The sequence below is a fragment of the Bowmanella sp. JS7-9 genome, from assembly GCF_004329715.1.
Classification (GTDB): domain Bacteria; phylum Pseudomonadota; class Gammaproteobacteria; order Enterobacterales; family Alteromonadaceae; genus Pseudobowmanella; species Pseudobowmanella zhangzhouensis.
Genome location: NZ_JXSY01000018.1, coordinates 24,006 through 50,584, shown reverse-complemented (window position 1 = coordinate 50,584; position 26,579 = coordinate 24,006). Strand labels below are relative to the sequence as shown.

23 protein-coding genes are annotated in these 26,579 nt (G+C 50.3%); 9 read left to right on the top strand and 14 right to left on the bottom strand.

Annotation, left to right across the window (positions count from 1 at the left end; translation table 11 throughout):
* Positions 1-115: 115 nt before the first annotated feature.
* Complete coding sequence (locus TK45_RS09685) at positions 116-1,393, bottom strand: OmpP1/FadL family transporter (protein ID WP_254426584.1); 1,278 nt, start codon at positions 1,391-1,393, stop codon at positions 116-118.
* Positions 1,394-1,633: 240 nt separating this feature from the next.
* Positions 1,634-2,287, bottom strand: a complete 654-nt coding sequence (locus TK45_RS09680; protein ID WP_131258451.1) for a DUF2238 domain-containing protein — start codon at positions 2,285-2,287, stop codon at positions 1,634-1,636.
* Between the two features lie 346 nt (positions 2,288-2,633).
* Here TK45_RS09680 and TK45_RS09675 point away from each other — a divergent pair, with 346 nt between their 5' ends.
* On the top strand, positions 2,634-6,167 hold the full coding sequence (locus tag TK45_RS09675; RefSeq protein WP_131258450.1) for a glycosyl hydrolase: 3,534 nt from the start codon (positions 2,634-2,636) through the stop codon (positions 6,165-6,167).
* A 128-nt stretch (positions 6,168-6,295) separates the two neighbouring features.
* Here the strand turns inward: TK45_RS09675 and ssb are convergent, their stop codons facing one another.
* Both ssb and TK45_RS09665 read right to left on the bottom strand, forming a co-directional pair.
* Complete coding sequence (ssb, locus tag TK45_RS09670) at positions 6,296-6,871, bottom strand: single-stranded DNA-binding protein (protein WP_131258449.1); 576 nt, start codon at positions 6,869-6,871, stop codon at positions 6,296-6,298.
* A gap of 12 nt (positions 6,872-6,883) precedes the next feature.
* A complete protein-coding gene (locus TK45_RS09665) occupies positions 6,884-8,233 on the bottom strand; it encodes an MFS transporter (RefSeq protein WP_131258869.1) in 1,350 nt (449 codons plus the stop codon).
* Positions 8,234-8,397: 164 nt separating this feature from the next.
* On the opposite strand from TK45_RS09665, the gene uvrA reads away from it, so the two are divergent.
* Genes uvrA through TK45_RS09650 form a run of 3 tightly spaced genes read left to right on the top strand, consistent with a single transcriptional unit; the run spans position 8,398 to position 12,341 of the window.
* Positions 8,398-11,226, top strand: coding sequence for an excinuclease ABC subunit UvrA (uvrA, locus tag TK45_RS09660; RefSeq protein WP_131258448.1), 2,829 nt, complete (start codon positions 8,398-8,400; stop codon positions 11,224-11,226).
* Between the two features lie 30 nt (positions 11,227-11,256).
* The gene (locus tag TK45_RS09655) at positions 11,257-11,646 is read left to right on the top strand and encodes a thioesterase family protein (protein ID WP_131258447.1); all 390 of its coding nucleotides are present in this window, start codon (positions 11,257-11,259) and stop codon (positions 11,644-11,646) included.
* Positions 11,643-12,341, top strand: a complete 699-nt coding sequence (locus tag TK45_RS09650; protein WP_131258446.1) for a 2OG-Fe(II) oxygenase — start codon at positions 11,643-11,645, stop codon at positions 12,339-12,341. The genes TK45_RS09655 and TK45_RS09650 overlap by 4 nt, the downstream gene beginning before the upstream one ends.
* Before the next feature lie 35 nt (positions 12,342-12,376).
* On the opposite strand, the gene TK45_RS09645 is transcribed toward TK45_RS09650, so the two are convergent.
* The 5 genes from TK45_RS09645 to ppa all read right to left on the bottom strand — a co-directional run bounded on the left by TK45_RS09645 (position 12,377) and on the right by ppa (position 17,076).
* Entirely contained in the window at positions 12,377-12,787 is a 411-nt protein-coding gene (locus TK45_RS09645; protein ID WP_131258445.1) for a substrate-binding domain-containing protein, read from the bottom strand.
* A gap of 10 nt (positions 12,788-12,797) precedes the next feature.
* Positions 12,798-13,955, bottom strand: a complete 1,158-nt coding sequence (locus TK45_RS09640; RefSeq protein ID WP_131258444.1) for a hypothetical protein — start codon at positions 13,953-13,955, stop codon at positions 12,798-12,800.
* Between the two features lie 211 nt (positions 13,956-14,166).
* The gene (locus TK45_RS09635) at positions 14,167-15,786 is read right to left on the bottom strand and encodes a methyl-accepting chemotaxis protein (RefSeq protein WP_131258443.1); all 1,620 of its coding nucleotides are present in this window, start codon (positions 15,784-15,786) and stop codon (positions 14,167-14,169) included.
* A 152-nt stretch (positions 15,787-15,938) separates the two neighbouring features.
* Positions 15,939-16,403: a DUF3299 domain-containing protein gene (locus TK45_RS09630; protein WP_131258442.1), complete on the bottom strand. Its 465-nt coding sequence runs from the start codon at positions 16,401-16,403 to the stop codon at positions 15,939-15,941.
* 124 nt (positions 16,404-16,527) lie between these two features.
* Positions 16,528-17,076: an inorganic diphosphatase gene (gene ppa / locus TK45_RS09625; RefSeq protein ID WP_131258441.1), complete on the bottom strand. Its 549-nt coding sequence runs from the start codon at positions 17,074-17,076 to the stop codon at positions 16,528-16,530.
* A gap of 301 nt (positions 17,077-17,377) precedes the next feature.
* Here ppa and TK45_RS09620 point away from each other — a divergent pair, with 301 nt between their 5' ends.
* Together TK45_RS09620 and rpoH are read left to right on the top strand one after the other, a co-directional pair.
* Positions 17,378-19,372 carry a sodium-translocating pyrophosphatase gene (locus tag TK45_RS09620; RefSeq protein WP_131258440.1) on the top strand — a complete coding sequence of 665 codons (1,995 nt, stop codon included), beginning with the start codon at positions 17,378-17,380 and terminating at the stop codon, positions 19,370-19,372.
* A gap of 381 nt (positions 19,373-19,753) precedes the next feature.
* A complete protein-coding gene (gene rpoH, locus TK45_RS09615) occupies positions 19,754-20,605 on the top strand; it encodes an RNA polymerase sigma factor RpoH (RefSeq protein ID WP_131258439.1) in 852 nt (283 codons plus the stop codon).
* Between the two features lie 47 nt (positions 20,606-20,652).
* On the opposite strand, the gene TK45_RS09610 is transcribed toward rpoH, so the two are convergent.
* Positions 20,653-21,549 carry a bifunctional GNAT family N-acetyltransferase/thioesterase gene (locus tag TK45_RS09610; RefSeq protein ID WP_131258438.1) on the bottom strand — a complete coding sequence of 299 codons (897 nt, stop codon included), beginning with the start codon at positions 21,547-21,549 and terminating at the stop codon, positions 20,653-20,655.
* A 66-nt stretch (positions 21,550-21,615) separates the two neighbouring features.
* Between TK45_RS09610 and TK45_RS09605 the strand changes: the two genes are divergently transcribed.
* Positions 21,616-22,359: a spermidine synthase gene (locus TK45_RS09605; RefSeq protein WP_131258437.1), complete on the top strand. Its 744-nt coding sequence runs from the start codon at positions 21,616-21,618 to the stop codon at positions 22,357-22,359.
* On the opposite strand, the gene dtd is transcribed toward TK45_RS09605, so the two are convergent.
* Positions 22,344-22,781, bottom strand: a complete 438-nt coding sequence (dtd, locus tag TK45_RS09600; RefSeq protein ID WP_131258436.1) for a D-aminoacyl-tRNA deacylase — start codon at positions 22,779-22,781, stop codon at positions 22,344-22,346. The genes TK45_RS09605 and dtd overlap by 16 nt on opposite strands.
* Entirely contained in the window at positions 22,778-23,743 is a 966-nt protein-coding gene (pip, locus tag TK45_RS09595) for a prolyl aminopeptidase (protein ID WP_131258435.1), read from the bottom strand. Before pip ends, dtd begins: the two co-directional genes overlap by 4 nt.
* Before the next feature lie 78 nt (positions 23,744-23,821).
* Here pip and TK45_RS09590 point away from each other — a divergent pair, with 78 nt between their 5' ends.
* Positions 23,822-24,049, top strand: a complete 228-nt coding sequence (locus tag TK45_RS09590) for a hypothetical protein (protein WP_131258434.1) — start codon at positions 23,822-23,824, stop codon at positions 24,047-24,049.
* The gene (locus TK45_RS09585; RefSeq protein WP_131258867.1) at positions 24,049-24,681 is read left to right on the top strand and encodes a DUF2959 domain-containing protein; all 633 of its coding nucleotides are present in this window, start codon (positions 24,049-24,051) and stop codon (positions 24,679-24,681) included. The genes TK45_RS09590 and TK45_RS09585 overlap by 1 nt, the downstream gene beginning before the upstream one ends.
* A 37-nt stretch (positions 24,682-24,718) precedes the next feature.
* Here TK45_RS09585 and TK45_RS09580 read toward each other — a convergent pair whose 3' ends face one another.
* Together TK45_RS09580 and metF are read right to left on the bottom strand one after the other, a co-directional pair.
* Positions 24,719-25,597 (bottom strand): virulence factor BrkB family protein, encoded by an 879-nt coding sequence (locus TK45_RS09580; RefSeq protein WP_254426598.1) that lies wholly within the window; start codon positions 25,595-25,597, stop codon positions 24,719-24,721.
* Between the two features lie 95 nt (positions 25,598-25,692).
* The gene (gene metF, locus TK45_RS09575; protein ID WP_131258432.1) at positions 25,693-26,577 is read right to left on the bottom strand and encodes a methylenetetrahydrofolate reductase; all 885 of its coding nucleotides are present in this window, start codon (positions 26,575-26,577) and stop codon (positions 25,693-25,695) included.
* Positions 26,578-26,579 lie beyond the last annotated feature (2 nt).

Sequence of the window (26,579 nt, the reverse complement as noted above, 5' to 3'; positions counted from 1 at the left end):
TGCCATGCACGTAATTGTAACAGCCTTTTTCTGCCCGACTTTGTATACAGAACATACTGATTACTAACAAAAAAGCCCCGAAAATTCGGGGCCTTTTTTTAGCAAATATCCAACTTTACAGTGCCAGAGAATACTGCACGCTTAACACATGCGCTTCGGCGTGCTGAATTGCATTCAACTCACTAGAAATAAATGCATTTAATTGCTGCTGTTCATGAACTTTTGCTTCACGGCCTTGCAGGTAGCCATAAGCAAAATCAATGCTGGCGTCATTGCTCAGCTTGTAACTGGCGCCCAGAGTGAACCACTGACGATCCGTGTCTGGAATGCTGATGGTACGATTTTCAATCGACACTGCACCATCATCGTAGGCATAACCGGCGCGCAGAGTAAGCTCAGAAGAATACTGATAGGTAACACCCAATGCACCGCGCAGTGTGCTCTCGAAGTTTTCTTCTTTCACCGGTACAACCAGACCAGAATCTAATTCGGCTTCCAGTTGTTTGAATGCACTCCACTGGGTATGAGTCAGGCTAAACTGCACTGAAAGTTTGTCGTTGATCGCTTGACCCACGGCAAACTCCGCAATGGCAGGTAATGGTAGTGTCAACTGACCACCCTGATTAAGTGCTGCCACCAGGTCAGACTCGATATCGCCCGCCAAATTAAGATCTGTTTTACCACGGTAGCTCAACGCGATATGTGTGCCCGCAGCTGGTGTATAAAACACCCCGGCATTCCAGCCATACGCCCAGTCGTCGCCGGCCAACGCCAGCATCTTGCCATTTGCTGGCAATGCACCACCTGTTGCAGCGCTCAGATAGGCTGGCACGCTGGTTTTGATTTCTGCTTCGCCGTAAACCGCGTTCAAACCAAAGCCCACGCTCAATTCCGGTGAAATTTTATAAGCAATGGCTGGGTTGAATGTCACGGTTTTTACTGAGGCATAGTCGGCAAAGTTCAATGCGTTGAACTGCTCACTGTAGTCAGTTGAAAGGCCGTAATTAGCAAAGATACCCAAACCCCAGCTCAGTTGCTCATTTACAGGGGCGGTGTAGAACAGTGCAGGTACAAATGCGCCGTCCGCCACATTGTGCTCCGTCGCTGGCAAGGTCACAGGCGTTGCACCGATAGTGGTGGTCACTTCGCCGATGATATCCAGTTCAGGATCGATATAACTCAGGGTGGCACTGATTTGACGCTGATTAAATTGTGTCATCGCGGCTGGGTTGGTTGCCAGCACGGACGCATTTTCAGGTGTTGCCGCCTGCCCTGCAAATGCACGACCTAAACCATTGGCACTATGTTCGTTAATTTGAAATCCAGCAGCGAAAACCTGTGAGCTGCAAGTAACGGCTGTCAGAACAGCCAAAGAAAGTTTGTTGATACGCATGAGAAAACTACAACCTGTCATGAACTGCTAGGCCAGCAAAATTTAGCCAACTTGCTGACCTTGTAAAAATAAGGCTGCGCAGTCTACGCCGCGTGACACAAGGCTTCAAACAAAAGTTCGCAACCTTAACAAAGCAACTACAACTTTTACGAAATGTTAATTTTTAAGGTTATTAAAGCAGCAAAACGAGTGCCCGCCAGACCAGAATAGCCGGCGGGCTGAGGTGTAAAAAACAATGTTTTACAAACGATAATCGTCGAAACCGTTGCGACGCCATTTGCTTAAGCTAAATCCAAACACAATAAACACACTACACGCACCGAGAATGTCCAGAAACATATCTTTCTGTGCATCCCACACGTCGCCCTGAGAACCTAAAAACGCCGCGCCTGACTCACCGCCTTCCGCAATGGCGTAATACATCTCGATCACTTCGTAGATAGCTCCCCAGAAACCTAACGCGACAATACCCAGAAAAATTGCCGTCGGAACATTTGCCACCCATTTCTTACGCAGAAATAACTCGGCTAACGGATAGGCCAGAATGCCAACCAAATAATGCCCGACGCGATCGAAATTGTTGCGTCCTTCCGGAAACAAAAAATCCATATTTAAATAGGGCAGTAAGCCATTTACGGTATCAAATGGCGCACGTTCAAAGGTGTAATGCCCACCAAAGGTATGGAACATAAAGAAAAACGTCATCAGAAAATACGCAAGATTCGAGAAGCGAAAGCGATGATACGTCAGGACTAGCAGCGCAACAGGGATCATCACCGGGATATTCTCTGCCCACCATACAGCTCTGTCATAGGGGTCGATAGCCAGCCAAATAAACTCTGCCAGGTAACACAGCAGCATCAGTAACGGGAAACTACTTGAGGAATTTTTCATATTGTTGTTATTGGTGTTTTTTTCCACTGTAACCGGCTTTTGTTGCTACGACTACCAACAATTCCAATCCTGCATCAAATGTGACTCGTCACTAACGTGTTGCGTCTGTTAATCAACATAAATGTGCATTGTGTTGACTGATACGGCAATTAACCGCTCAGAACTCGCCAAGACAAAATAACAAAATATTTACATTGCGTTAGACAACACACTGTGCGAGGTTATAAAAAGCAAATGTAAGCGCTTACATTATTTGGCAGTGGCATCTCTGGCACGTAGTAATGTCAATGATTAGCGAATTGAACGCCCTGTGTCATCACCACATTACTTATATTCAAGGATGCTTATGCGTTACCCGCTCTTGGTTTGTTGTGCCTCTGTTTTATTATCAGCCTGTGGAGGCGGTGACTCAGCTCCCGTTACCCCATCTCCTACACCTGCGCCTGATAATACTGCGCCTGTCATCACGCTAACCGGTGCTGCCACGCTTAATCACGAACAAGGCACGGTGTTTAGCGACCCTGGTGCTTCCGCTAGCGACAATGTCGATGGCAGCGTGGCCGTCAGTGTGTCTGGTAGTGTCGGCAGCGCTGCAGGTACCTATACCCTGACATACAGTGCCAGCGATAGCGCCGGAAATACTGCCACGCAGCAGCGCACCGTCATCGTTGCCGACACTATCGCGCCGACGGTGACGTTGCTCGGCCAGCCTGTCGTGATGGTTGAATTGGGTAGTGAATACATCGAAGCGGGCGCAACCGCACAAGATACCGTTGATGGTGCAGTCAATGTGATCATTTCCGGCAGCGTGGATACCCAAACCGTCGCCAGTTACACATTGCAGTACGAGGCAACCGATACCGCCGGCAATAGCACTAACATCAGCCGAGTCGTACACGTCAGAGAGGCCACTGCGACCACCAATCTGATGGTGTTAAGTCAAGGGGCGGCTGTTGCTCCCTGGGATGCTGGGTTAAACGCATTTGATGAGGCAATTGGCTACGCTGAGTGCAATAACGACGGTGGTGCCGCGTGTCCGGGTATCAGTTGGCAAACCGTGAATGACAGTGAACGTGGCGAAGTGCTCGAAATCCAGCACGCCAGCAGCGGCTCGCTAGCAGGATTCTTTGTAAAGTCCTCCACGCCGGTAGATACAACCAGCTTCCGTGATGGAGCGTTGTTGTTTGACCTTAAAACCATTGCTGGCGATGGGTTGTACACCATGAAACTCGATTGTAGCTATCCTTGCACATCGGGAGATCAGCAGATCACTTTCGCCGTGGATGCTAACTGGACACAGATCACGGTACCGTTAGCCACCCTTGAACAGGCGGGTCTGAATCTGACAAAAGTAAATACTGGCATCGTTATCTGGGCAACCACCCACAACGGCAACCAGTTCAGGCTCGACAACGTGCGCTTTGAGTCGACCTATAGCGGTGAATCTTCTATTGCCGTGACGACGCCCCCCGCCAACAATGTTGACTACACCCTTACCCAACTGGGAGCGGCAAGTTACTCCGATACGATTAATCCTGCCAGCTATCGCTGTGTATACGATTACGGTAACTGGATTTACAGTGCCGGGGTTGTCGCTCCCGGCGTTGCCGATTGTGATACCTCAACGGGTAAGCCCATAGGTGAGCCAACCCCACTTTTACCCCATGTTGTAGGACAAGCGGCTCAACAACCCGTGGCAGCCCACCGTTGGTGGGGCTCCGTATCATTTATCGGGGAAATGACCATTGGCGATCCTAACCGCGCCGGTTACATTACTCCCGATCCCATCACCGCCCGGATCAGCAATACCGGTTTTAGGATGATGGGTATACCCAGCGGGCTCAATGTATATGGCATCGACTTTGGCTACCGTATTCCCGACCCATTCGCGGAGGTTTTTGACGGTATTGCAATCGCGAACAGTGGCTACAATGCACTACAAGCCTATGCCACAGCGCACAGTGACGGCAGCGTCACCGTCGAATGGCAACAACAAAACGAAGCCATCATGCATGCGACCTTTGTGCATGGCTCACCCTACGTGTTTGTGGACGTATTCAAAGGAGATTTACAACTCAAAACACTGCGTGAAAACGGCGGTGAAAAAGGCGTATTTTTCACCGGTGATAGCAGTCTGGGCATTTGGACCAGCGTTGCCGGCAATACCAATTACTACCTGATTACAGGCGACGGACCAACCAGCTTCAGTAACCCGGATGGCAACGTCATCGGTGTTAGCAATGCCACCAAGTCTTACACCATTGCGCTGCTGCCAACCCAGAGTAATCCGGCGCAGGCAATGATTGAGTTGTTCGAGCAGTATGCGCGCAACAAAGTCGCCAGTGTCAGGGTGGACTACAGCGTAGACAACACAACCCAGGCGGTCGACATTACCCAGCGCTATCTGGACGCAGACGGTTCACCGGTGACCACCTTAGCTGGTTTGCAACCGCTGCACTGGAAACATATCACGTCCACGTTAAACGCTTCTGCCTATCAAACCCGCAGCGCGCGCGGCATCACCAAATTCGCCGCACTAAGCAGCTTTACTTATCAGCTACCTAATGTGGGTATTTTACCGGCATTACCGACCTTTACCGACGACATGGATGTGCCGGCCCTGACGGCACTGGTCGACGAATTTATCGCCATACCCAGCTCCCAGTGGAACTCGCGCAAAGATACTTATTGGGCAGGGAAAAACTACGGCAAAGTTGCTGAGTTAATTGCCATTGCCGACGGACTCAATTTAACCACCCAAAAGCAGCAGTTGTTAGCCTGGTTAAAAGCCGAATTGGAAGATTGGTTTACCGCACAAACCAATGACAATCTGGATGAGGATAAGTACTTTGCTTACGACGACACCTGGAACACCCTGTTGGGTATGGAGGAGTCTTTTGCGGCACACCAGCAACTCAATGACCACCACTTCCATTACGGTTATTTTGTGCGCGCAGCTGCGGAAATTTGCCGCAACGAACCCGCATGGTGTCGCGATGACCAATACGGCCAGATGGTGAAATTACTGATCAGAGATTATGCCGGCGATCGTGACGATCCCATGTTTCCATATCTACGCCACTTTGATCCAACTAATGGTTTCTCATGGGCATCCGGTAACGTCAATTTTGCGCGCGGCAACAACAATGAGTCGACGTCCGAGGCGGCCAATGCGTATGGCGCCATGGTGTTGTTCGGGCTGATCACCGGTGACACCGCGATCACCGAGCGTGGACTTTATTTACACGCCTCAACAGCCGCGGCCTATTGGCAATATTGGAACAATATTGACGGCTATCGCGGCGGCGATGCCGAAAACGATAACTTCCCCGCGGGTTATGACGGTATTACCACCTCAATTGTATGGGGCGATGGTGCAGTATTCTCAACCTGGTTTAGCGGTGCGTATGCGCACATTCTCGGTATTCAGGGATTACCGACCAATGCATTAAATCTGCATATCGGGGTGCATGCCGACTATTTACAAGACTATGTATCGTTAGGTTTGGATGAATCCAGTAATGGTCGCCCGTCCGGCTTAGTAAATGATCAATGGCGTGATATTTGGTGGAATATTTGGGCCATGACCGATGCCACCAGCAGCATTGAGGATTATGAGTCTGCCTCACCCTATGAGCCAGAAGCAGGGGAAACCAAGGCCCATACCTATCATTGGCTGCACACTTTCAAAAAATTGGGGCAGATGGCAATGGGTACCGGTGCGTTAACCGCCGACTACCCTGCCGCCGTGGCGTTTAATAAAAACGGCGTGTTGACCTATGTGGTGTATAACTTTGGCGCGACCCAACGCACGGTTACCTTTAGTAATGGCACGCAGGTGATAGCTGAAGCCAACAATTTCACTGTGCTTCAGCCTTAATGCCAGGTTCCTTTAGTTAACAATGCGGGGCTACCCGCATTGTTATCAGAATTGCAGTTATAACAACCGCATAAAAAATCCCGCTTTCGCGGGATTTCTATTTATAACAATTAATAAATTGTTCGTTCTCAAAACGGAATATCGTCATCAAAATCGAAATCCGGCTCGGCCATTGGCGGCGTATTTTGATTCTGTTGATTAAAGCCACCCTGTTGACCCGGATTATTCTGCTGCGGACGCTGCTGATATTGCTGCTGAGGTGCCGGACGCTGACCACCTTGTTGGTAGCCACCCTGATTCTTCTGGAAACCACCGCCCTGGTTTTGCTGATAACCACCTTCTGACTGACCGCCACTGCGACCACCCAGCATTTGCATCACGCCAGTAAACGGATCCAATACGATTTCCGTGGTGTATTTGTCCTGACCTTGCTGATCCTGCCATTTGCGGGTCTGCAATTTACCTTCGATATACACCTGGCTACCCTTTTTCAGGTATTCACCGGCGATCTCTGCCAATTTGCCAAACATCACCACTCGGTGCCATTCGGTTTTTTCCTGCATCTGGCCTTGCTGATCTTTCCAGCTTTCAGAGGTAGCGATGGTCAGATTGGCAACTGCTTTGCCGCCCGGCGTGAAACGCACATCCGGGTCCTGGCCCAGATTACCGACCAGAATAACTTTGTTAATGCCTCTGCTTGCCATAATGACTCCTGATTATTGTTGTTCACCCACTATCTGGCGGGCTTGTTGTAAGTTAAACCGCGTATCATCCACTTTCAGGTAAGCTGCGCGCTCTTGCGGGATGACAGTGACATCGTTGACGCCGGCTAAATTCGCCAGTTGGTGCGCCAGGTGGCTTGCCTCAGATGCGGTGACATTGACCGTTAGTGTATAACGTTTTAAACGCTGCGATCCATTTAATCCGGCCAATAAAAGTAGCCAGCAAACACACAGCAAGATAGCCAGCATAAACACGCTTTCCACCCCTTCATATTGACGCAATACACCGGCGATTGCACCGCCGAGAAACGCGCCAAAAAATTGGAAACTGGCGTACAAGCCCATGGCCGAGCCTTTCTTACCTGCCGGCGCCACCGACGAAACCAACGCAGGCAGATTGGACTCCAGAAAATTGAAACCAATAAAAAACACCAGCGTGAATACCATCAGCCAGCTCATATGCAGTGGTACCCACAGGTAACCTGCAAAGGCGACCAATAGCATGGCAACGCTGAACATTAGCGGCAGACGAATCGCCCAGCCTTTGGCCATGCGCATTAACAGCACCAACCCGGCCACCGACAAAATCAGTACCGGCAAATACAGCTCCCAATGACGCGCCAATGGCCAGCCTGCTGCACTGATTTTTTCAGGCAGATAGGTAAACAACAGCGTGATCATCATGTGCAAAATCAGTACGCTCAGATTCAGGCGTAACAGTTCACCGTTGGCCAACATCGCACGAATGTCTTTGAGCGCGGGTAATGTGTCGCCCTGCGGTGCAGCATTAACGGCCTGCGGCACCACAAAATAGACCAGCGGAATTGCCAGCGCGGCTAATGCGGCGGTCACCATAAAAATCCCGGATAAACCAAATGCACTGGAGATAACCGGCCCCAAAATGACCGCCAGATAGAATGAAAAGCCTATCGATACACCGATGATCGCCATCATCTTGGTGCGTTCACTCTCGCGGCTGACATCGGCAGCCAGCGCCATGACCGCGCCGGCAATCGCTCCCGCGCCCTGTAACACGCGTCCGACAATCAGCTGCGACATGTTTTCTGCCATCCCAGCGACTATACTGCCCGCAGCAAACAACACCAAACCACCAATAATCACCGGTTTACGGCCAATGCGGTCAGACAAAATCCCCATAGGAATTTGCAACAGGGCCTGAGTCAGGCCATAGCCACCAATGGCCAGCCCGACCATCATCGCCGAATAGCCCGCGTAGTCCTGAGTCAGAATGGCCAGCACCGGCATCACCATAAACAACCCAAGCATGCGTAACACATACACACTGGCCAGTGACGCGGCGGCTTTTATCTCTACTTTATTCACGTAAATTAACGCATCGATACATCCAAAAACGGTCGGGGAGTGTATCACAGCCAACACACGCGATGAATAAACCGATTCGCTGTTTGTATCCTGTCGCTTACATGGCGACATAAACGCCAGATATGGCATACTGTTGGTTTTTTAGCGGGTCAGAAACTCTCTGTATGGATAAAATCGAAGTTCGTGGTGCGCGCACCCATAATCTTAAGAACATCAGTTTCGAGCTACCACGTGACAAACTTATCGTCATCACAGGTTTGTCTGGTTCTGGCAAATCGTCGTTAGCCTTCGATACCCTCTACGCAGAGGGTCAACGACGTTACGTTGAGTCGCTGTCTGCCTATGCCCGTCAGTTTTTATCTATGATGGAAAAGCCCGATGTAGACCATATAGAAGGTCTGTCGCCGGCGATTTCCATTGAGCAAAAGTCCACCTCCCATAACCCGCGTTCTACCGTGGGCACCATTACCGAAATATATGACTATTTGCGTCTGCTATTTGCCCGCGTCGGCGAGCCACGCTGCCCGGATCATGATGTGCCGCTGGATGCACAAACGGTCAGCCAAATGGTCGATCGCGTGCTGGAAATGCCACAAGACAGCAAGTTAATGCTGTTGGCGCCGGTCGTGCAGGAACGTAAGGGCGAACATATCAAAACCCTCGAAAATCTGGCCGCGCAAGGGTTCATTCGTGCCCGCATCGATGGTGAGATTTGTGACTTGTCCGACCCACCGGCGTTAGATCTACACAAAAAGCACACCATAGAAGTCGTGGTGGATCGCTTTAAAGTGCGCGACGATCTGCAGCTGCGTCTGGCTGAGTCGTTCGAGACCGCATTAGGTTTATCCGGTGGTACCGCCAAGATTGCCTGGATGGATGACAGCAGTCAGGAAGAACTGGTGTTCTCGGCCAACTTCGCCTGTCCGCACTGCGGCTACAGCATGGCCGAGCTGGAACCAAGACTATTTTCATTTAACAATCCAGCCGGCGCCTGCCCCAGCTGTGATGGCTTGGGTACCCGCCAGTTTTTTGATCCGGCACGGGTGGTCAGTAACAATGAGCTGAGTTTATCCGGCGGCGCCATCCGTGGTTGGGACAAACGCAGTTTTTATTATTTTCAGATGCTGCAAGCGGTCGCCGACCATTACGCTTTCAGCCTGACTAAACCGTTCAACGAGCTGGATCAGAAACATCAGGACGTGGTGTTATTTGGCTCAGGCACCACAGCGATAAAGTTCCGCTATATCAATGATCGCGGCGACGTGATTGAGCGTGCGCACCCGTTCGAAGGGATTATTCCCAATATGCAGCGCCGGTACAAAGAGACCGAATCCAACACGGTGCGTGAAGAGTTGGCCAAGTATATGAGCGACCAACACTGTAACAGCTGTGGCGGCACACGCTTACGCACGGAAGCGCGCAATGTATTTATCGGCCAAACCAATCTGCCCACCGTAGCAGATATGTCCATCGGTGATTCTCTGGCGTTTTTCCGGGCACTATCATTAACCGGCAAACGGGCGCAGATTGCCGAGAAGATCCTCAAAGAAATTAACGACCGCCTGAATTTCCTGGTTAACGTTGGCCTTAATTATCTGACTCTATCCCGCAGTGCCGAAACCTTGTCCGGGGGTGAAGCTCAGCGTATTCGTCTGGCCAGCCAAATTGGTGCCGGGCTGGTCGGTGTGATGTACGTACTGGACGAGCCCTCTATCGGCCTGCACCAACGGGACAACGAACGCCTGCTGGCAACCCTGACCCACCTGCGCGATCTGGGTAATACCGTGCTGGTAGTGGAACACGATGAGGATGCGATTCGTGCCGCCGACCATATTCTGGACATCGGCCCGGGCGCCGGCGTGCATGGCGGCGAGATTGTCGCCCAGGGAACCTTGGATGATATCTGTAATAATCCCAACTCGCTGACCGGTAAATTTATCAGTGGTGCCGAGAAAATCGCCGTACCGGCCAAACGCCACCAGCCACAAGAAGGCAAGTGGATTGAATTGTCCGGTGCCAGTGGTAACAACCTGCAGAACGTCAACTTGCGCATTCCCATGGGCCTGATGACCTGTGTGACCGGCGTATCTGGCTCAGGTAAATCTACCCTGATTAACGATACCCTGTATCGAATTGCGCACCGTGATTTAAATAAAGCCACTACCGGTGAGCCCGCTCCTTACACGTCAATTAGTGGCCTGGAGCAGCTGGATAAAGTAGTGGATATCGATCAAAGCCCCATCGGCCGTACGCCACGCTCTAACCCTGCTACCTATGCCGGATTATTCACGCCCATTCGTGAGTTATTTTCCGGAACTCAGGAAGCTCGCTCACGCGGCTATAAACCCGGGCGTTTCAGCTTTAACGTTAAAGGCGGTCGCTGCGAAGCCTGTCAGGGTGATGGCGTTATTAAGGTAGAGATGCACTTCCTGCCAGACATTTACGTTCCTTGTGATGTGTGTAAGGGCAAACGCTATAACCGCGAAACTCTGGAAGTCACCTACAAAGGCAAGAATATTCATCAGGTGCTGGAAATGACCGTTGAAGATGCCCGTGAGTTCTTTGACGCCATACCGGCGCTGGCGCGTAAGCTCCAAACCCTGATTGATGTAGGGTTGTCTTATATTCGTCTCGGTCAGTCGGCGACAACCTTGTCCGGTGGTGAAGCGCAACGGGTTAAACTGGCGCGTGAATTGTCCAAACGGGATACCGGTCAGACGCTGTATATTCTGGATGAACCAACCACCGGCCTGCACTTCCAAGATATTCGCCAGTTACTGGAGGTCCTGCACCGCCTGCGTGACCATGGCAATACGGTGGTGATCATCGAGCACAATCTGGATGTGGTCAAAACCGCAGACTGGTTAGTGGATCTTGGGCCGGAGGGCGGCTCAGGTGGTGGCCAGATTATCGCCGAGGGTACCCCGGAACATCTGGCCGAGCAGGCGGTATCGCATACTGCGCGCTTCCTCAAACCTTTATTACAACAATAACAACAGGCCGGGGCGCGCCCCGGAAACCCTATGCTGTCAGAAAAATTTAAAGTCCGTTTTTACGAAACCGATGCGCTTAAACACGTAAGCAATACTGTGGTGCCCAAATGGTTCGAGGCCGCCCGGGAGCCGGTTTTTACCATTTTCCAGCCAGACATGAGTGTGGAAAACTGGCCGCTGATCCTTGCCAGCCTGAAAATCGATTTTAAGGCACAAATGTATTTCGGTTCAGAAGTTGAAGTGCGTACCGGTATCAGCCGAATTGGTAACAGCTCCTTCGATGTCTATCAGCAGATCTGGCAAAACAACCAGCTGTGCGCCGAAGGCACCACCAGCCTGGTGCATTTTAATTTCGCCACGCAAAAATCTACCCCGATTAGCCCAGCACAGCGCAGCCAACTGGAGGCACTGCTGGTATGAGCCAGTTTATCCGTGTCATCGATGATGTCCTCTCGCCGGCCTTGTGTGAGCAAATCATCGACATTTTCGAATCCAGCCCAAATCTGAAAGCCGGCACCACCAGTGGCGGGGTGGATCCTGAGAAAAAGCGCAGCACGGACGTGTCGATCATGCGTTTTGACGAATTTACACCCATTCGCCAGGCTGTGCTGGAAGCCACCAGCGAACAGCTTATCGATTATTTCCGCGAACATTTTATGGCCATCATCGGCACCATGGGCCTGACAGTACGCCACCCAACCAGCGGTGAGCCGGTTAAGTTATCTATCGATAATTTCGCAGAAATTGGTGAGCCGAACATTGCCGCCTATGTTCAGTATCTGTTTCGCATTGGTGAAATCAACGCGCAAAAATATCAGTGTGGCAGTGGCGGCTATCCCTATTGGCACTCTGAAACCTACCCTCAGGCCGGGCATAACGATGCGCTGCACCGGGTACTGTTATTTATGTTCTATTTGAACGATGTGGATGAAGGGGGAACGACCGATTTCTATTACCAGAATCAGTCAGTCAAGCCTAAAAAAGGTCGCATGGTGATTGCCCCAGCCTACTTTACTCATACTCACCGAGGGGCTGTACCCGTATCCAATGATAAATATATTCTTACCAGCTGGTTGATGTTCAATCCGGCAGAACGTATTTACGGCCAGAGCTAACAACAAGAGTGCGCGCTCTGGCGCACTCTTGCTCATCAGAACCGCGCAACCACTTTTACATCTGCCGACAGTGCCGAGGCATCCAAATAACCAATCATATTTGGATTATTTGCAATCAATTCCAGTACCTGCGCATCATTTGTGGCTTCCTTAGGTGGTGTACCTTTGCCGGTAAACACCAATTTCGACCAATAAGCTTTCAATTGTGTCGACGACTTACCCAGTACCTTATTGTTGAACTCGTCTGTTGCGGACTGACTGTCTTCCTGATTAATTGGCACTGCCGGACTGCCATTCGGAAAGGTTTTCGCCTTACCCAGAAAGATTTTTGCGATATCGTCCTGCGAAATCGCATCAGCATATGAGGGGTGCACCACTACCGCCAGTTCGGCATTTGCCATCAGGCTCACCAACGATGCCACGACAATAAAAACACTTTTACGCATACCTCACCCCTTAGAACACAAAGTCATAGGAGACAGACAACACACGAGTATCTCCAACAAAGTCATATTGGGACGCATCATCGAAGGTTTCGATTTGCACCTTTAACGCATTCTCCGGATTAATGTCGTAACGCAAGGTTATGGACTTAATCGTAAACCGTTCGGCTTCGCCTTCGTAGCCGGGGCTATCGGACTTTTCCCAATATCGCGACCAGCTCACAAAAGGCGTCCAGTTGCCGATTCGGTAGCCGATAGCCAACATATCCGCCGGCGCTTTTACCACAATGTCGTCTTCTTTGTTTTCTCGCCGGTTCTGACTTTTTTCGAGATGGAAAAACCAGTCACTAAAGTCACCATTAATTGCCAGCCCCATCACTCGCTGCTGGCTAAAGGGTTGATAAAACTCATAGTCACCGGAAGCCTTATCTGTCGCTGAATTGTCCGACGTTAGATAAATAAAGCGGGCGTTTAACCACTCGTAGGTCAGTTCCACGTCAAAACCGACAATATTCTTCCAACGAGAGTCATCAATTATTGAAGGATCATCGGTATATAGAGAGTTATAGGCAGCATCACGAATCGTCTCGTTACCTGCATAGACGCTGGCCTGAATAGACGTATCGCCCATGTTCCCCGCATAACTGATGTTTAATCCGTTGTAGTTACTCGCCTCCCAGCCGTATAGAGATTGCGGCGGGCGAACCCATGTATAGGCAATGCCTACATCCTGAAAGGTCGAAAAATAGTAGAGAGGAATGCGCTTACGACCGGCCTGCACACTCCATTCATCATTGATTTGATAGGTAAGATAGGCCCATTCCAGCGTGAATTCGTTGGTCAGGCTGCGCGCGACGACCTGGCTGGTAAAGGTCAACTCATCCGTCATTCTCACGCCCAATTGCAAACCGATACGCGACTCATAACGCAATGACATACCGTCATCTTCATTGATCAGGCCGCCGGTATAATAATCCGTGATGTAGCAGGGACAGCCCCCCCCCCGCAGGTAATATTCTTCAAAACTGGCGTTGTTGTCTGAGCTCAACACATTAGTTGCAACAATAGAACCAAAACCATTAAAAGTGAGATTATCTGTGCCGGCGTAGACAGGGAGCAATGCCATCCCCCACGCCGATATCGTTATCGTAAACAAACGCGGGTATTTCATACCTACCTCCCAGATTATGTGCAATAAAATCTATAGGTTAGTAAGTTTAAGAAAGCAAAAAAGTGACAAAAATACGCACACTTAATCTGGCTGAGGTATCGACCATGCGCTGTTCAAATTCAGTTCAGATGCTTATGTTTTGCCCGAGAGCGACTTTTTTCAGCCAATAAAAAAGGCGGTTTCGAACCGCCTTTTTACTATTGCTGTAGTATTACACTTTAAACTGTCTGGCGATGGACTCCAGATTGGTGGCCAAATCCGCCAATTCACCACTCACAGACGCCAAGCGACTGGAATTTGCTGAAGTTTCATCAGTACGGGTGTGAATTTCATCCACGTGCCCGACAATGGTAACCGCAACTTGCTGCTGGTCATCGGTAGAGTGAGCTATTTGCTCGTTCATCTGGCTGATGCGGCCGATGGTTTTGGTAATTTCAGTCAGGCTATCACCGGCTTTGTGCGCGGTATCCACGCTTTGCTCTGCCTGTTCCGTGCCTTTGTTCATCACGGTAACCGCCGAGCGCGCCGCTGACTGCAGTTGCTCAATGGTAGTCTGAATCTCTTCGGTTGATTTCTGTGTACGCGATGCCAATGTACGGACTTCATCGGCAACCACGGCGAAACCACGCCCCTGTTCACCGGCGCGCGCCGCTTCAATCGCCGCATTGAGTGCCAGCAAGTTGGTTTGCTCCGCGATGCCCTTAATCACGTCCAATACCACACCGACCTGATTGGAGTCTTCTTCCAGCTTGCGAATCACATCAGAGGTCTCACGCACGTTATCCGCCAGGGTTTGAATACTTTTTACTGTCGTATCCACCACGCGCTGACCATCATTCGCTGCTTTACTGGCATCATTAGCCGCTTTGGCCGCTTCCGCGGCACTTTCAGCAACCTGAGTAACCGAACTATTCATGTTATCTACCGCACGCTTGGCGCTATTGGCAGAGTTTTGCTGAATTTCGATGGTACGGTTAGTTTGATCAGTCAGCTGATTAAGATTTTGCGCCAACTGCGATAATGGGAATGTGGTGTTGACGATATCTTTCACCACACCCTGTAACTTCTCCATAAACAGGTTGAAGTATTTCACCAGTTCACCAATTTCATCCTGTGAACGGGTTTCTATCCGTACGGTCAAATCGCCATCTTCTTCAGCAATATCCCGCAATGACTCAACGACACGCACAATCGATCCACGGATCTGCGACACAATCAGCCAGGCAGTGGCGAACAGTACAAACGTGGTGATTGCCACCATGCCAATGCCCAAATAAAACAGGAAAGCCTGGCTTGAGTTATACGCTTTGAATGCGTTTTCAAATTCTTCGCGACGCAAATTAGTAAAAGTACGCAGATCTGCCACCGCGCTGTCGAAGCGACTGTTCATCTGCTCAGATAGTTCACCCAGCTTGGAGAAATCTGCTGTGTTGTTCACCATTGACTCAGACACACCATAAGCAACATCAAAATATTGATTAAAGCGGGTCAGAATTTTGTTCGCTTCGGTCGCCAAATCCGGCGCCAGTGCTTTGAGTTTATTTAAATCATCGCGGGTTTCGTCAGCCAGCTGTTTAGCACTGGCCAGTGCATCCTCGTCGCCAGTCGTTACCGCGCTACTCAGCGTGTCTCGCACTTTACTCATGCGCACCAGTGCCGACTCACTGGTTTGCAATGCAGGAAACTGAATTGTTTGTGCATTGGTGAGCAGATGCCCGTTGGTCTGCGACAACGTGGTATTAATCACCAAAAAAATCAGGAAGCTGGCCGCCCCCAGGATTGGGATCAAAAAGATTTTCTGAGCTATCGACAAGCGAAATAGGAAATTCATAGTATTACAACTCTCTTGCTGAATCTGGCCTGATACCCTTATCGGCAACCATCGTACTGAAGATAAGCTCAGCCATGCGCTAACGTTAACATGGCTGATTATAGTTCATTCACAGAATGATCAAGTGCGATTTTCTACCGATTTACAATGGGTTACTGGTAAAGCTCAACGGTTTGTGCCGCTAAACGATAACCAGTGGTGGCGATGTCTCCCTGCCAGGTTTCGGTGGACAGCACCCCAACAACCCAAATTGGGTCATACAGGTTATCTATCGGCACCGGTTCGGCAAATTTAACATATATTATTTGATTGGATGGCGGCGGCGGCACGTGGATACAGGCTCCGAAGTACGGCACCAGTAAAATCTCGCTGAAGGTATTCTTGTCGCCTTCCAACGGTACGACAAAGCCCGGCACTTTGACCAATTTGCCGTTGAAGCTATCAATCACTGGCGCCAGTGCTTGTGAAGATGCACCAGAACCGGAATGGTCGACGCTTTGTTCCGCCAGTACAGAATCTGCAGGTTTTAAATCTTCCCAGTAGACTTCAAGTGGCTCAGCGGCATTAAGGCCACAGGCAAACACACTCAACAACATGCCAGCGAATAGATTCTTCATACACCACCGTCCAAGGAATTCGTTCTGGCAACATTTTGCCATAACTTTACTTATGCCTGAATTAAAACCCATACATAACAAAAGAGCCGCTATTGCGGCTCTTTAATCATCACGGAAATCTGCTTTAGAACGCTGGTTTTTCTTCTGCGTCTTCGTAGCGCTTCACGCTGTTCACGATCTCGTCTTTGGCTGCGGCAGCACCGGCCCAACCATCAATCTTCACCCATTTACCTGGCTCAAGATCTTTATAGTGCTCGAAGAAATGCTCAATTTGCTTCAACAGCAGTTCTGGTACTTGCTCAACTTCGTTAATACCACGATAGATAGTCGACAGTTTGTCCACTGGTACCGCCAGTACCTTGGCATCTTTACCCGATTCGTCGGTCATGTTCAGTACACCAACTGGGCGGCAACGAATCACACTTCCCGCCAGCAGTGGGAAAGGCGTGATCACTAACACATCAACCGGGTCGCCGTCTTCTGACAATGTGTGCGGCACGTAACCATAGTTAGTTGGGTAGTGCATACAGGTCGCCATAAAGCGGTCTACGAAGATCGCGCCGGATTCCTTATCTACTTCATATTTAACCGGATCGGAGTGAGCCGGAATTTCGATGATTACATTAATCTCATCTGGCAGGTTCTTCCCTGCAGGTACGGCGTTTAAGCTCATTGTTCAGCTACCTGATAGTGAATGAATAAAATTAGACGGCGGATTATATAGGCTGCGCAGCAATCATTCAAAACCTGCTGACACTTTTACGACCAATGTCGAAAAGAGAATTGGCAGAATCCCGACAAGATGATTGTCAGGCTCCGATTTGCTGTTTATAGTCGAACCGTTAGTGAATAAAAATTCTAACAAAAACAAGGGCAAAGCTAATGGAATTAGTGTGCTCTTGAGTCAGGTGTGTTTCTGAGCAAGCCGTCCGGAAGTTGTCACGCTAATTGTGGTACTTACTACTGGGGACACTATGAACACGACGCATTACCTCCCACCTTTGCTGGGGATCGGGGGCTTACTGATAGCCTTCGTGATTTATTCCATTATTGCCAAACAAACCGTTACCAATCAGGTGATTGCCAAAATCGCCCACGCTATCCATGACGGCGCCATGGTGTTTATGCACCGCGAATATAAAACCTTATTTGTCTTCGCGCTGGTGTTGGTGATTGCACTTTATATGGCTCTTGGCCAAAACACCGCCATAGCCTTTGCGGCAGGCGCCGTTTGTTCCGGCCTCGCCGGTTATATCGGCATGTTCACTGCTACCAAAGCCAACGTGCGAACCACACAGGCTGCCCACGACAGTGGCGCATCGAAAGCCTTATCCATTGCCTTTATGGGTGGATCGGTCATGGGGTTGTGTGTCGCCTCCATGGGCTTATTAGGTCTGGGGCTACTCTACTGGTTATTCGGCGGCGATCCTGAATCGGCTCACGCGATTCATGGTTTCGGCATGGGCGCGTCCAGCGTGGCATTGTTCAGCCGGGTAGGTGGTGGTATTTACACCAAATCGGCCGATGTCGGTGCAGATCTGGTCGGTAAAGTCGAAGCCGGCATTCCGGAAGATGACCCACGCAATCCGGGGGTTATTGCCGACAACGTCGGAGATAACGTAGGCGATGTAGCTGGCATGGGATCGGATATTTTCGAGTCTTATTGCGGCGCGATGATTGCCAGTATCGCCATCGCCTCGACCATGGCAATTGGCTCATTGGGTAGCCGTGAAGCCCTGATGTTTACTCCACTGGCGTTAGCTTCCGCCGGTTTGATTTGTTCGGTGCTCGGCATTCTGCTGGTAAATATGATGTCTTCCTCCAAGCCAGAAGTTGCCTTGCGCGCCGGCACGATTTCCGCAGCGATCTTGTTTATCGTGGTGGCGAAATTTGTGCTTAGTTATCTGGGCGTGGCCAGCGAGGTATGGTGGTCGGTGATTACGGGTGCCGTCGGTGGCATTATTATCGGCCTGGTGACAGAGTATTACACTGCCTCTGCGCCGATTCGCAAGATTGCCAAATCCGGCGAAACCGGCCCAGCCACTGTCATGATTACGGGGTTGTCTATCGGTATGCAATCGGTAGCGATTCCACTCTTAACCATCTGCGCGATTATCTATATTTCGACCCATCTGTCCGGGTTGTATGGAGTAGGTATCGCTGCAGTGGGCATGCTGGCAACGGTTGGAATTACCATGGCCATCGATGCCTATGGTCCGGTGGCTGACAACGCCGGTGGTATTGCGGAAATGGGTGGCCTCGGCAAAGAAACCCGCGAAATTACTGACTCACTGGATGAACTGGGCAATACCACAGCAGCGATTGGCAAAGGCTTCGCCATCGGTGCGGCAGCATTGGCGGCACTGGCAATTATCGCCGCGTTTGTCGAAACCCTGTCATTACATAACCCCGGCTTTACCCTACATCTGGGAAATCCGGACGTGTTGATGGGGCTGTTTATCGGTGGGATTCTGCCGTTTTTAATCGCGTCAATTACCATGACAGCAGTAGGCGATGCGGCATTTGAGATGATTCAGGAAATCCGCCGTCAATTTCGCGAGATCCCGGGCTTAATGGAAGGTACTGCAGATCCGGATAGTAGCCGCTGTGTGGATATCGCCACTCAGGCCGCCCTGAAAAAGATGATTCTGCCCGGTGTCATTGCGGTGGCGGCTCCCCCTCTTGTCGGCTTCGGCTTAGGCGCCCATGCACTCGGTGGCATGTTGGGCGGTGCGTTACTTGGTTGTGTGCTGATGGCACTGATGATGGCCAATGCCGGCGGCGCATGGGATAACGCTAAAAAATATGTGGAGAAAGGTAACTATGGGGGCAAAGGTTCTCCGGTACACGCCGCCACTGTAGTCGGTGATACCGTGGGTGATCCGTTTAAGGATACCTCCGGCCCGGCTATGAATATCTTAATCAACGTGATGGCCATTGTGTCTTTGGTCATTGCCCCGTTGCTTTAAATTCTGACACGATAAAAAAGGGTACTTCGGTACCCTTTTTTGTCATTCTCCTGTCATTTCACTGCGCTATTGTTGCTTTTTTGTTCAAGTGACAAAAATTGTTACTGTTTGCCCGAATTACAGCAGATCCAAACGCATTTTTTTGATATATAACTGGGACAATAATGTATGCGTATCGCGGTCTGCGATACAAAACGATGAATTTTTAACGAATTGCTTATCGCAACCCTTGAATTTGATCGTTTTGTGCACACGTTGAACTTTTGATTTGTCTGTGACTCAAAGCAGTTACGACGAGATACCAGATTTAACCGTTCGACAAATGGCAAGGCTGGTATTCGAGTGATAGACTAACAGACCCTTTTGTGAATGAGGTAAGTAATGAGCACTAACCTACAGTCAATGGCATTAAGCGTTCCCCATAGTGGAAGCATTGAGGCGTACATCTCTGCGGTGAACAGCATCGATATGCTTAGCGCGGATGAAGAGCGTAGTCTGGCTGAGCGTTTACAAAATGAAGGCGATTTAGAGTCAGCCCGCAAGCTGGTTATGTCACACCTGCGCTTTGTGGTGCATATCGCCAAGTCTTATTCTGGTTATGGTCTGCCACAAGCAGATCTGATTCAGGAAGGTAACATCGGCCTGATGAAAGCGGTCAAGCGTTTCGACCCGACCGTCGGTGTTCGTCTGGTATCGTTCGCGGTGCACTGGATCAAAGCTGAAATCCACGAATTCGTATTGAAAAACTGGCGTATCGTTAAAGTGGCTACCACCAAAGCACAGCGCAAGTTGTTCTTTAATCTGCGTAAAGCCAAGAAGCGTCTGGGCTGGTTTACCCACGAAGAAGTACAAAAAGTCGCTGAAGAGTTAGGTGTCAGTGAGCGCGAAGTGCTGCAAATGGAAGCGCGTATGAGCAGCCAGGATCAATCATTTGATCTGAGTGCAGACGATGATGAAAGCGGCAATTTTGCGCCAGTACAATATCTGGAAGACAAATCTGAAAACGTCGAAGCCCAGGTGATCAATGATGACTGGGAAGATACCGCGACAACACGTTTGCATGCGGCGATTCGTACTCTGGACGAGCGTAGCCAACATATTATCCAGACGCGCTGGTTAGCCGACGACAAACTAACCCTGCAGGATCTGGCCGACCAATATCAGGTATCAGCCGAGCGGGTCCGTCAGATTGAGAAAAACGCGATTAAAAAGTTACAAGCTGCCATGCTGTAACCAAGCAAAGATTCAAAAAAGGCGCTCAATGAGCGCCTTTTTTAATGCTATTCAGGTATCACCCAATATTCTCCGCGGAACAGGCCACATTGTTGATACTCATCGTACATGTCCACCTGCAGCATCACCTGAGCTTTTTTGCCCCGTTCTAATTCGGCCAGATTTTCATGTACCGTTTCAATATTGCACAAGCCCCGCGGACTTTGACTAATGGGGCGTGAATATTTGATATTGCCTTCGCCGAGCACAATCGCACCGTCCAGATTACGCTCGCGCATCATCAGGTAAATCATGCCCCAGCCGGTTAATACCGCTTGTGAATAAATGCTGCCAGCAAACATGGTGTTATGCGGGTTGATGTTCTTCACCAGTGACGCTCGCGTTTCCAGTGTTCGGCCGCTGTACTGAAATATCTTAATGCCCATCTGTTCACTGATGGGGATCCCCTCATGCCAGATAGTTTGCAATGCCGCACACCATTTAGGATGTAACATAATCGCATTGAGTTCGGTCAGTTGTTTGCGCATCTGCAAACGTTTCACCCCGCCCACATCGGCGGAAATTTCCTGTACGGCGTCATAACCGCAAGACTGAAAAAACGCCACCGACGTATCCCGACTATTGGTCACAATGCGCTGCACACCTTCACTACGCGCCACATTCTCCAAAGCCGACACGACCATTTTACCCAGGCCCTTGCCCTGCATATTGGCCGCCACTGCAATATGGCGCATCTGTGCTTCTTCCGAAGTATTAAAATGCAAACGCCCTACTGCCACGACCTCGCCACGGGAGTCAACAATCATACGATGGTGACTGACCTGCTCGTACTCATCTTTTTCTGAACCCTGCGGAAAATTCCACGGCTTGCGTAGCATTAACCAACGAAAATTATAATAATTTTCAAAGTCTTGTTCTGATTGTGGTGTCACGACTTTAAACATATAGTGGCACTGTACTCTGTTGGTTTTGGTGATCTACTGCACACCCCGAGAACGGAAGTTATATCAGTGTCCTTCGATCTAAAACAAGCCTTACAAGATGAAACCTTGTTACTGTTGCATCAGCAAAACGATGGCGAACGCCTAACTGTGTACCAGAATAATGCGTTCCGCTGGCTGCAATTAGGCACCATTGTGCAGTCCGTTATGAGCCTGCAGGAACCACAAAGGCCGATTCTTTCCTACCTGCAACCCCTGTTGCTGATTCCCTACCTGCGGCCGGATATTCAGCATATTCTGGAACTGGGCCTGGGGGGCGGGGCGATTCAGCGCTTTTTTGCCAATAAACCACAACAGGTGACAAGCGTCGAATGGGATCCGGGCATTATTGAGGTCTACCAACAATACTTTGCCATCGACAATGCCGGTACGGTTATTCAGGATGACGCAGCCCACTATGTACAGCAGGGTGAATTGGTTGACTGGCTGATAGTCGACCTGTTTAACCACGACGGAGCGAGTCCCTTTACGTTTCACCAACTGTTTTACCAGTTTTGCGCCGCGCGCCTGACAGAACAGGGCATTCTGAGTGTTAATTTACTGCCGGAAACACCACTGCAAATAGAGATAGTCAAAGAATTACTGGAAGGACTGTTTGCGCAGCCCGCCATGGAAATAAGACTGCCGGGCTATAAGAACCGCCTGCTTACCATCAGCAAAACCCCGTTACCAGAATTGCGCTATTGCGACGCATTGGTTGACTATGCCAACCAACATCAACTGGATTTAAATCAGTTTCAAATCGTTAGCTGAAACGTGACAGGGCCATCATTGATCAGACTCACCTGCATATCCGCGCCAAAACGACCGGTCTGTACTTGTATACCCGCCTCTCGGGCGCAATCAGTAAAGAAATGATAGAGGGCTCGCCCCTGTTCCGGCGTCGCGCCACGGCTAAATCCCGGGCGATTGCCTTTGCTGGTATCGGCCACCAGAGTAAACTGCGAGACCACCAGTACACTGCCGCCAGCCTGCTGTACATTGAGGTTCATCTTGCCCTGCTCATCGGCAAAAATCCGGTAATTGAGGATCCGTTCACATAGACGTCTGGCTTTTGCCTCATCATCCTCACGCTCGACACCAAGCAAAATCAGCAGCCCTTGCCCTATTTTTCCTACCGTTTGGCCATCAATATCTACCTGCGCCTGGCTGACACGCTGAATCAATCCAATCACGATGATGCTCCCTGTAAAAACGTCGCCAATTGCTCAGTGCTGGCGACAAACGCGGCGGCAATAAGCGGGTCACTGCCTGAATGCCCGGCATTTGGCACCATACACAAACGACTACTCGGCCAATGTTGGTGAAGCGTCACTGCGTTCTCCGCCTTACAGACCATATCGTAACGCCCATGGATCAGAGTTGCCGGTATGCCTGACAGCTGGTGAATATTTTCCAGAATATAGTTTTCTGCGACAAAGCATCCCTGCTTGAGATAGTGATGTTCAAGAATGGCCAACGACAGGCAGCGGTGATCTTCCTGCTGCATATCCGTATCGGTGGCATGCATCACCGCCACCCGGGTTTCCCAGTTGGCCCAGGCGCGCGCAGCACTGAGACGTGCCAGATCATTACCTCCGTGAAACTGCTGTTGGTAATAATCAACAATTCGCTGGGTAGTCAGTGGGGAAGATATGCCCTGCACAAACTCCGGATAGTATTCAGCAAACATTTGCGCCGCGGCGCCTTGTGGCGTCAGCAACCAGTCCACATCCTGCTGACGGGCGAGAAAAATGCCTCGCAGAATCATGGCCTGGACCCGCTGTGGATACCGTATCGCATAAATCAATGCCAGCGTGCTGCCCCAGGAACCGCCGCTAACAACCCATTTTTCGATGCCAAGCATACTACGAATATGCTCAATATCAGCGAGTAGATGTTCTGTACTATTCGCCTCAACGTCCAAAAACGGCGTGGACTTACCGCAGCCGCGCTGATCGAAGCTGATCAATCGATATACCGCAGGATTGAACAGACGGCGAATAAACGGCGAAATCCCACCACCAGGCCCACCGTGTAAATAAAGTACCGGCAGCCCGTCCGGGTTGCCGCTTTGTTCGAGATGCAGTGAATGCCCGTCACTGACACGAATTCGCTGCTCTGCGTAAGGTTTTAACGGAGGGTAAATTTGCGTCACCGCGACCTGCCTGATTGTGCATTAGCGTTAATTAAAGTAGCGTATACCTTAACGTGTAAATGTAACGAGGAGAACCCTATGGCAGGGCAAGGATCAGGCGGTAACGTGTTAGCCGCGATTTGCAGTTTTTTTATTCCGGGATTAGGTCAATTGGTACAGGGCAGGATTTTTCCAGCATTGCTGTTTTTTGTGATTGTCAGCGTAGGTTATTTCCTGTTTGTGCTGATTATCCCTGCCATCATCGGCGGAATCGTGCATTTATGGTCAATTATCGATGCTGCCAAATTTAGGGGAGTCCCCGCATGATGCGCGCTCTGTCGTTAGTGGTGTTGCTGGGTCTGGCGGGTTGTCAGTCGGCGTATTACGCAACGATGGAGAAGTTTGGCATCGAGAAGCGCGATATTCTGGTCGACCGGGTTGAAGAAGCGAAAGACGCCCAACAAGACGCACAGCAGCAATTCAGTTCCGCATTGGAAGAATTCAGCACCCTGATTAACTTTGATGGTGGTGAGCTGCAAACGGTTTATGACAACCTCAATGATCAGTATGAAGCCAGCAAAGCTTCTGCCGAGCGGGTCTCAGCCAGGATCGATAAAGTCGAGTCTGTCGCCGGGGCGTTGTTTGACGAGTGGCAGGACGAACTGGAGAAGTATAGCAATGACCGCCTGCGCCGTGATAGCCAGCAAAAACTGGCCGATACCCGCCGTCGTTACGACACCCTGCTGCGCAGTATGCGCCGCGCCGAGAGCAAAATGGCGCCGGTACTGAGTGCCTTGCAGGACAACGTTTTATATCTTAAGCACAACCTCAACGCATCAGCGATTGGCGCTTTGCAGGGGGAGTTTGGTGGGATAAAACGGGATGTTGATCAGTTGATTAAAGACATGAACAAGGCCATCGCCGAATCGACAGCCTTTATCAACGCCATGCAAAATTAACAAAGCGCCTCAGGGCGCTTTTTTTGTGAAGAATATTCTACACACCGCTGTCGTCATCACGCATGGCTTCCGGTAAACGTTGCGACGCCTGCTTTTCCGCTTGGGTTTGATAACGTTCAGCAAAGTACTCCAGTTGAACGGTAAATTCCGCGCCCAATAACACGATAATCCAGCTCATATAGATCCAGACAAACAAAATGGGAATCGCCGCCAGTGCACCGTATATCACCTGATAGGACGGAAAGCTCGCCACATACAGGGCAAAACCCTTTTTGGATAACTCGAACAATATGGCTGCCAATAGTGCGCCACCCACCGCATGCTTGGCCCGCACCTGTTTATTGGGCACCACCATATACAGAATAATGAAGGTTCCCAGTGAGGTGACGAAAGGTACCAGCTTGAGTAATAACGTGGTGATGCCGGGGGTGTAATCTTCCGCATATTTTGCCAGTGCCAGCAGATAGGACGAAGCTGCCAGCCCGGAGCCAATCAACAAAGGCCCCAGGGTCAACACCATCCAATAGATGGCAAAGGTGAAAATCAGCCGCCGTTCACTGGGGGTTTGCCAGATATGGTTAAGGGTTTTATCTACATTGGAAATCAGCAGTAACGCCACCAGCACCAAAAACAAAATCCCCACCGTGCCCATTTGCGAAGCATTGGCGACAAACTCCGTTACATACTGTTGCACCACGCCACCGGCATGGGGCACAAAGTTCTCAAAAATAAAGGACTCGAGGGCGGCGCGCCCTTCGGCAAACGCGGGGAAGGCCTGCAAGATGGTGAAAAACACCATAATAAACGGTACCAGCGACAACAATGTCACGTAGGCGAGGTTACCTGCCGATACCGTAATGCGATCCTGTACGCAACGCCGCTGCAACGCCTGCAGGAATTGTTTGCTTAACGCCAGTTTATCAACCGGCTCGCCAGAAGCTTGCACACCTTAACCCTTTCAAAGAAATTAACACTTTGAATATACATGGGTTTTACATAAAGCCCAATGGCTTAGCCGGCGCGCTGCCCCAGCATATGGCAAATCGCGTAGCTCAGTTCGCTACGGTTAAGCGTGTAAAAATGGAAGTCCCGCACCCCTTCTTTGGCCAGCACTTTGACCATATCCATTGCAATATTGGCACCTAACAGATTTCGCGTGGTTTGATCATCATCATCCAGTCCGCTGAATTGCTTATGCAGCCAATCTGGCACGTGCACATTAGTCATGCCCGCAAACCTTACCAGCGTCTGGTAGTTGGTTACCGGTAAGATGCCTGGAATGATTTCCAAATCAATTCCGGCTGCCGCTGCCCGATCGCGGAAGCGCAGGAAGACTTCGGCATCAAAGAAAAATTGCGTGATAGCCGTGCTGGCACCCGCTTCAGCTTTTTTGCGCAGGTTGAGTAAATCAAACTGACTATTGGGCGCTTCCGGATGTACCTCTGGGTAGGCCGCAACGGTCACATCAAAATCGGCGACATCTTTGAGCAGCCTGACTAAATCCACCGCATACATCTCTGGCTTGCCCATCCCTTGCGGTAAATCCCCCCGCAGCGCCACGATACGGCGAATGCCGTTGTCCCAGTAATCTTTGGCAATCGCACGAAGTTCATCCGCGCTGGCATCCACGCAGGTCAAATGGGGGGCGGTAGTTACACCTGTTTCATGGTGTATTTGTTTCACGATATCGTGGGTGCGATCCCGCTCACCGCTATTGGCGCCATAAGTGACCGACATAAATTTGGGTTTCAATGGCGCCAATCGTTCTACCGACTTCCACAGGGTCTTTTCCATCTGCTCGGTACGCGGCGGGAAGAACTCAAAGCTCACATTAATATTGCGTAATTCGGACACTGACTGATTCAGTGCATCAATGCCCTGGGCGTATGACACCATGC

Excerpts from the sequence above, each read along its gene's own strand:
- metF (WP_131258432.1), bottom strand. The coding sequence starts at position 26,577 with ATGGTGTCATACGCCCAGGGCATTGATGCACTGAATCAGTCAGTGTCC.
- rpoH (WP_131258439.1), top strand. The coding sequence starts at position 19,754 with ATGAGCACTAACCTACAGTCAATGGCATTAAGCGTTCCCCATAGTGGA.
- TK45_RS09585 (WP_131258867.1), top strand. The coding sequence starts at position 24,049 with ATGCGCGCTCTGTCGTTAGTGGTGTTGCTGGGTCTGGCGGGTTGTCAG.
- ssb (WP_131258449.1), bottom strand. The coding sequence starts at position 6,871 with ATGGCAAGCAGAGGCATTAACAAAGTTATTCTGGTCGGTAATCTGGGC.
- TK45_RS09685 (WP_254426584.1), bottom strand. The coding sequence starts at position 1,393 with ATGCGTATCAACAAACTTTCTTTGGCTGTTCTGACAGCCGTTACTTGC.
- TK45_RS09655 (WP_131258447.1), top strand. The coding sequence starts at position 11,257 with ATGCTGTCAGAAAAATTTAAAGTCCGTTTTTACGAAACCGATGCGCTT.
- TK45_RS09630 (WP_131258442.1), bottom strand. The coding sequence starts at position 16,403 with ATGAAGAATCTATTCGCTGGCATGTTGTTGAGTGTGTTTGCCTGTGGC.
- TK45_RS09620 (WP_131258440.1), top strand. The coding sequence starts at position 17,378 with ATGAACACGACGCATTACCTCCCACCTTTGCTGGGGATCGGGGGCTTA.
- TK45_RS09610 (WP_131258438.1), bottom strand. The coding sequence starts at position 21,549 with ATGTTTAAAGTCGTGACACCACAATCAGAACAAGACTTTGAAAATTAT.
- TK45_RS09635 (WP_131258443.1), bottom strand. The coding sequence starts at position 15,786 with ATGAATTTCCTATTTCGCTTGTCGATAGCTCAGAAAATCTTTTTGATC.
- TK45_RS09590 (WP_131258434.1), top strand. The coding sequence starts at position 23,822 with ATGGCAGGGCAAGGATCAGGCGGTAACGTGTTAGCCGCGATTTGCAGT.
- TK45_RS09680 (WP_131258451.1), bottom strand. The coding sequence starts at position 2,287 with ATGAAAAATTCCTCAAGTAGTTTCCCGTTACTGATGCTGCTGTGTTAC.
- ppa (WP_131258441.1), bottom strand. The coding sequence starts at position 17,076 with ATGAGCTTAAACGCCGTACCTGCAGGGAAGAACCTGCCAGATGAGATT.
- uvrA (WP_131258448.1), top strand. The coding sequence starts at position 8,398 with ATGGATAAAATCGAAGTTCGTGGTGCGCGCACCCATAATCTTAAGAAC.
- TK45_RS09640 (WP_131258444.1), bottom strand. The coding sequence starts at position 13,955 with ATGAAATACCCGCGTTTGTTTACGATAACGATATCGGCGTGGGGGATG.
- TK45_RS09650 (WP_131258446.1), top strand. The coding sequence starts at position 11,643 with ATGAGCCAGTTTATCCGTGTCATCGATGATGTCCTCTCGCCGGCCTTG.
- TK45_RS09645 (WP_131258445.1), bottom strand. The coding sequence starts at position 12,787 with ATGCGTAAAAGTGTTTTTATTGTCGTGGCATCGTTGGTGAGCCTGATG.
- TK45_RS09675 (WP_131258450.1), top strand. The coding sequence starts at position 2,634 with ATGCGTTACCCGCTCTTGGTTTGTTGTGCCTCTGTTTTATTATCAGCC.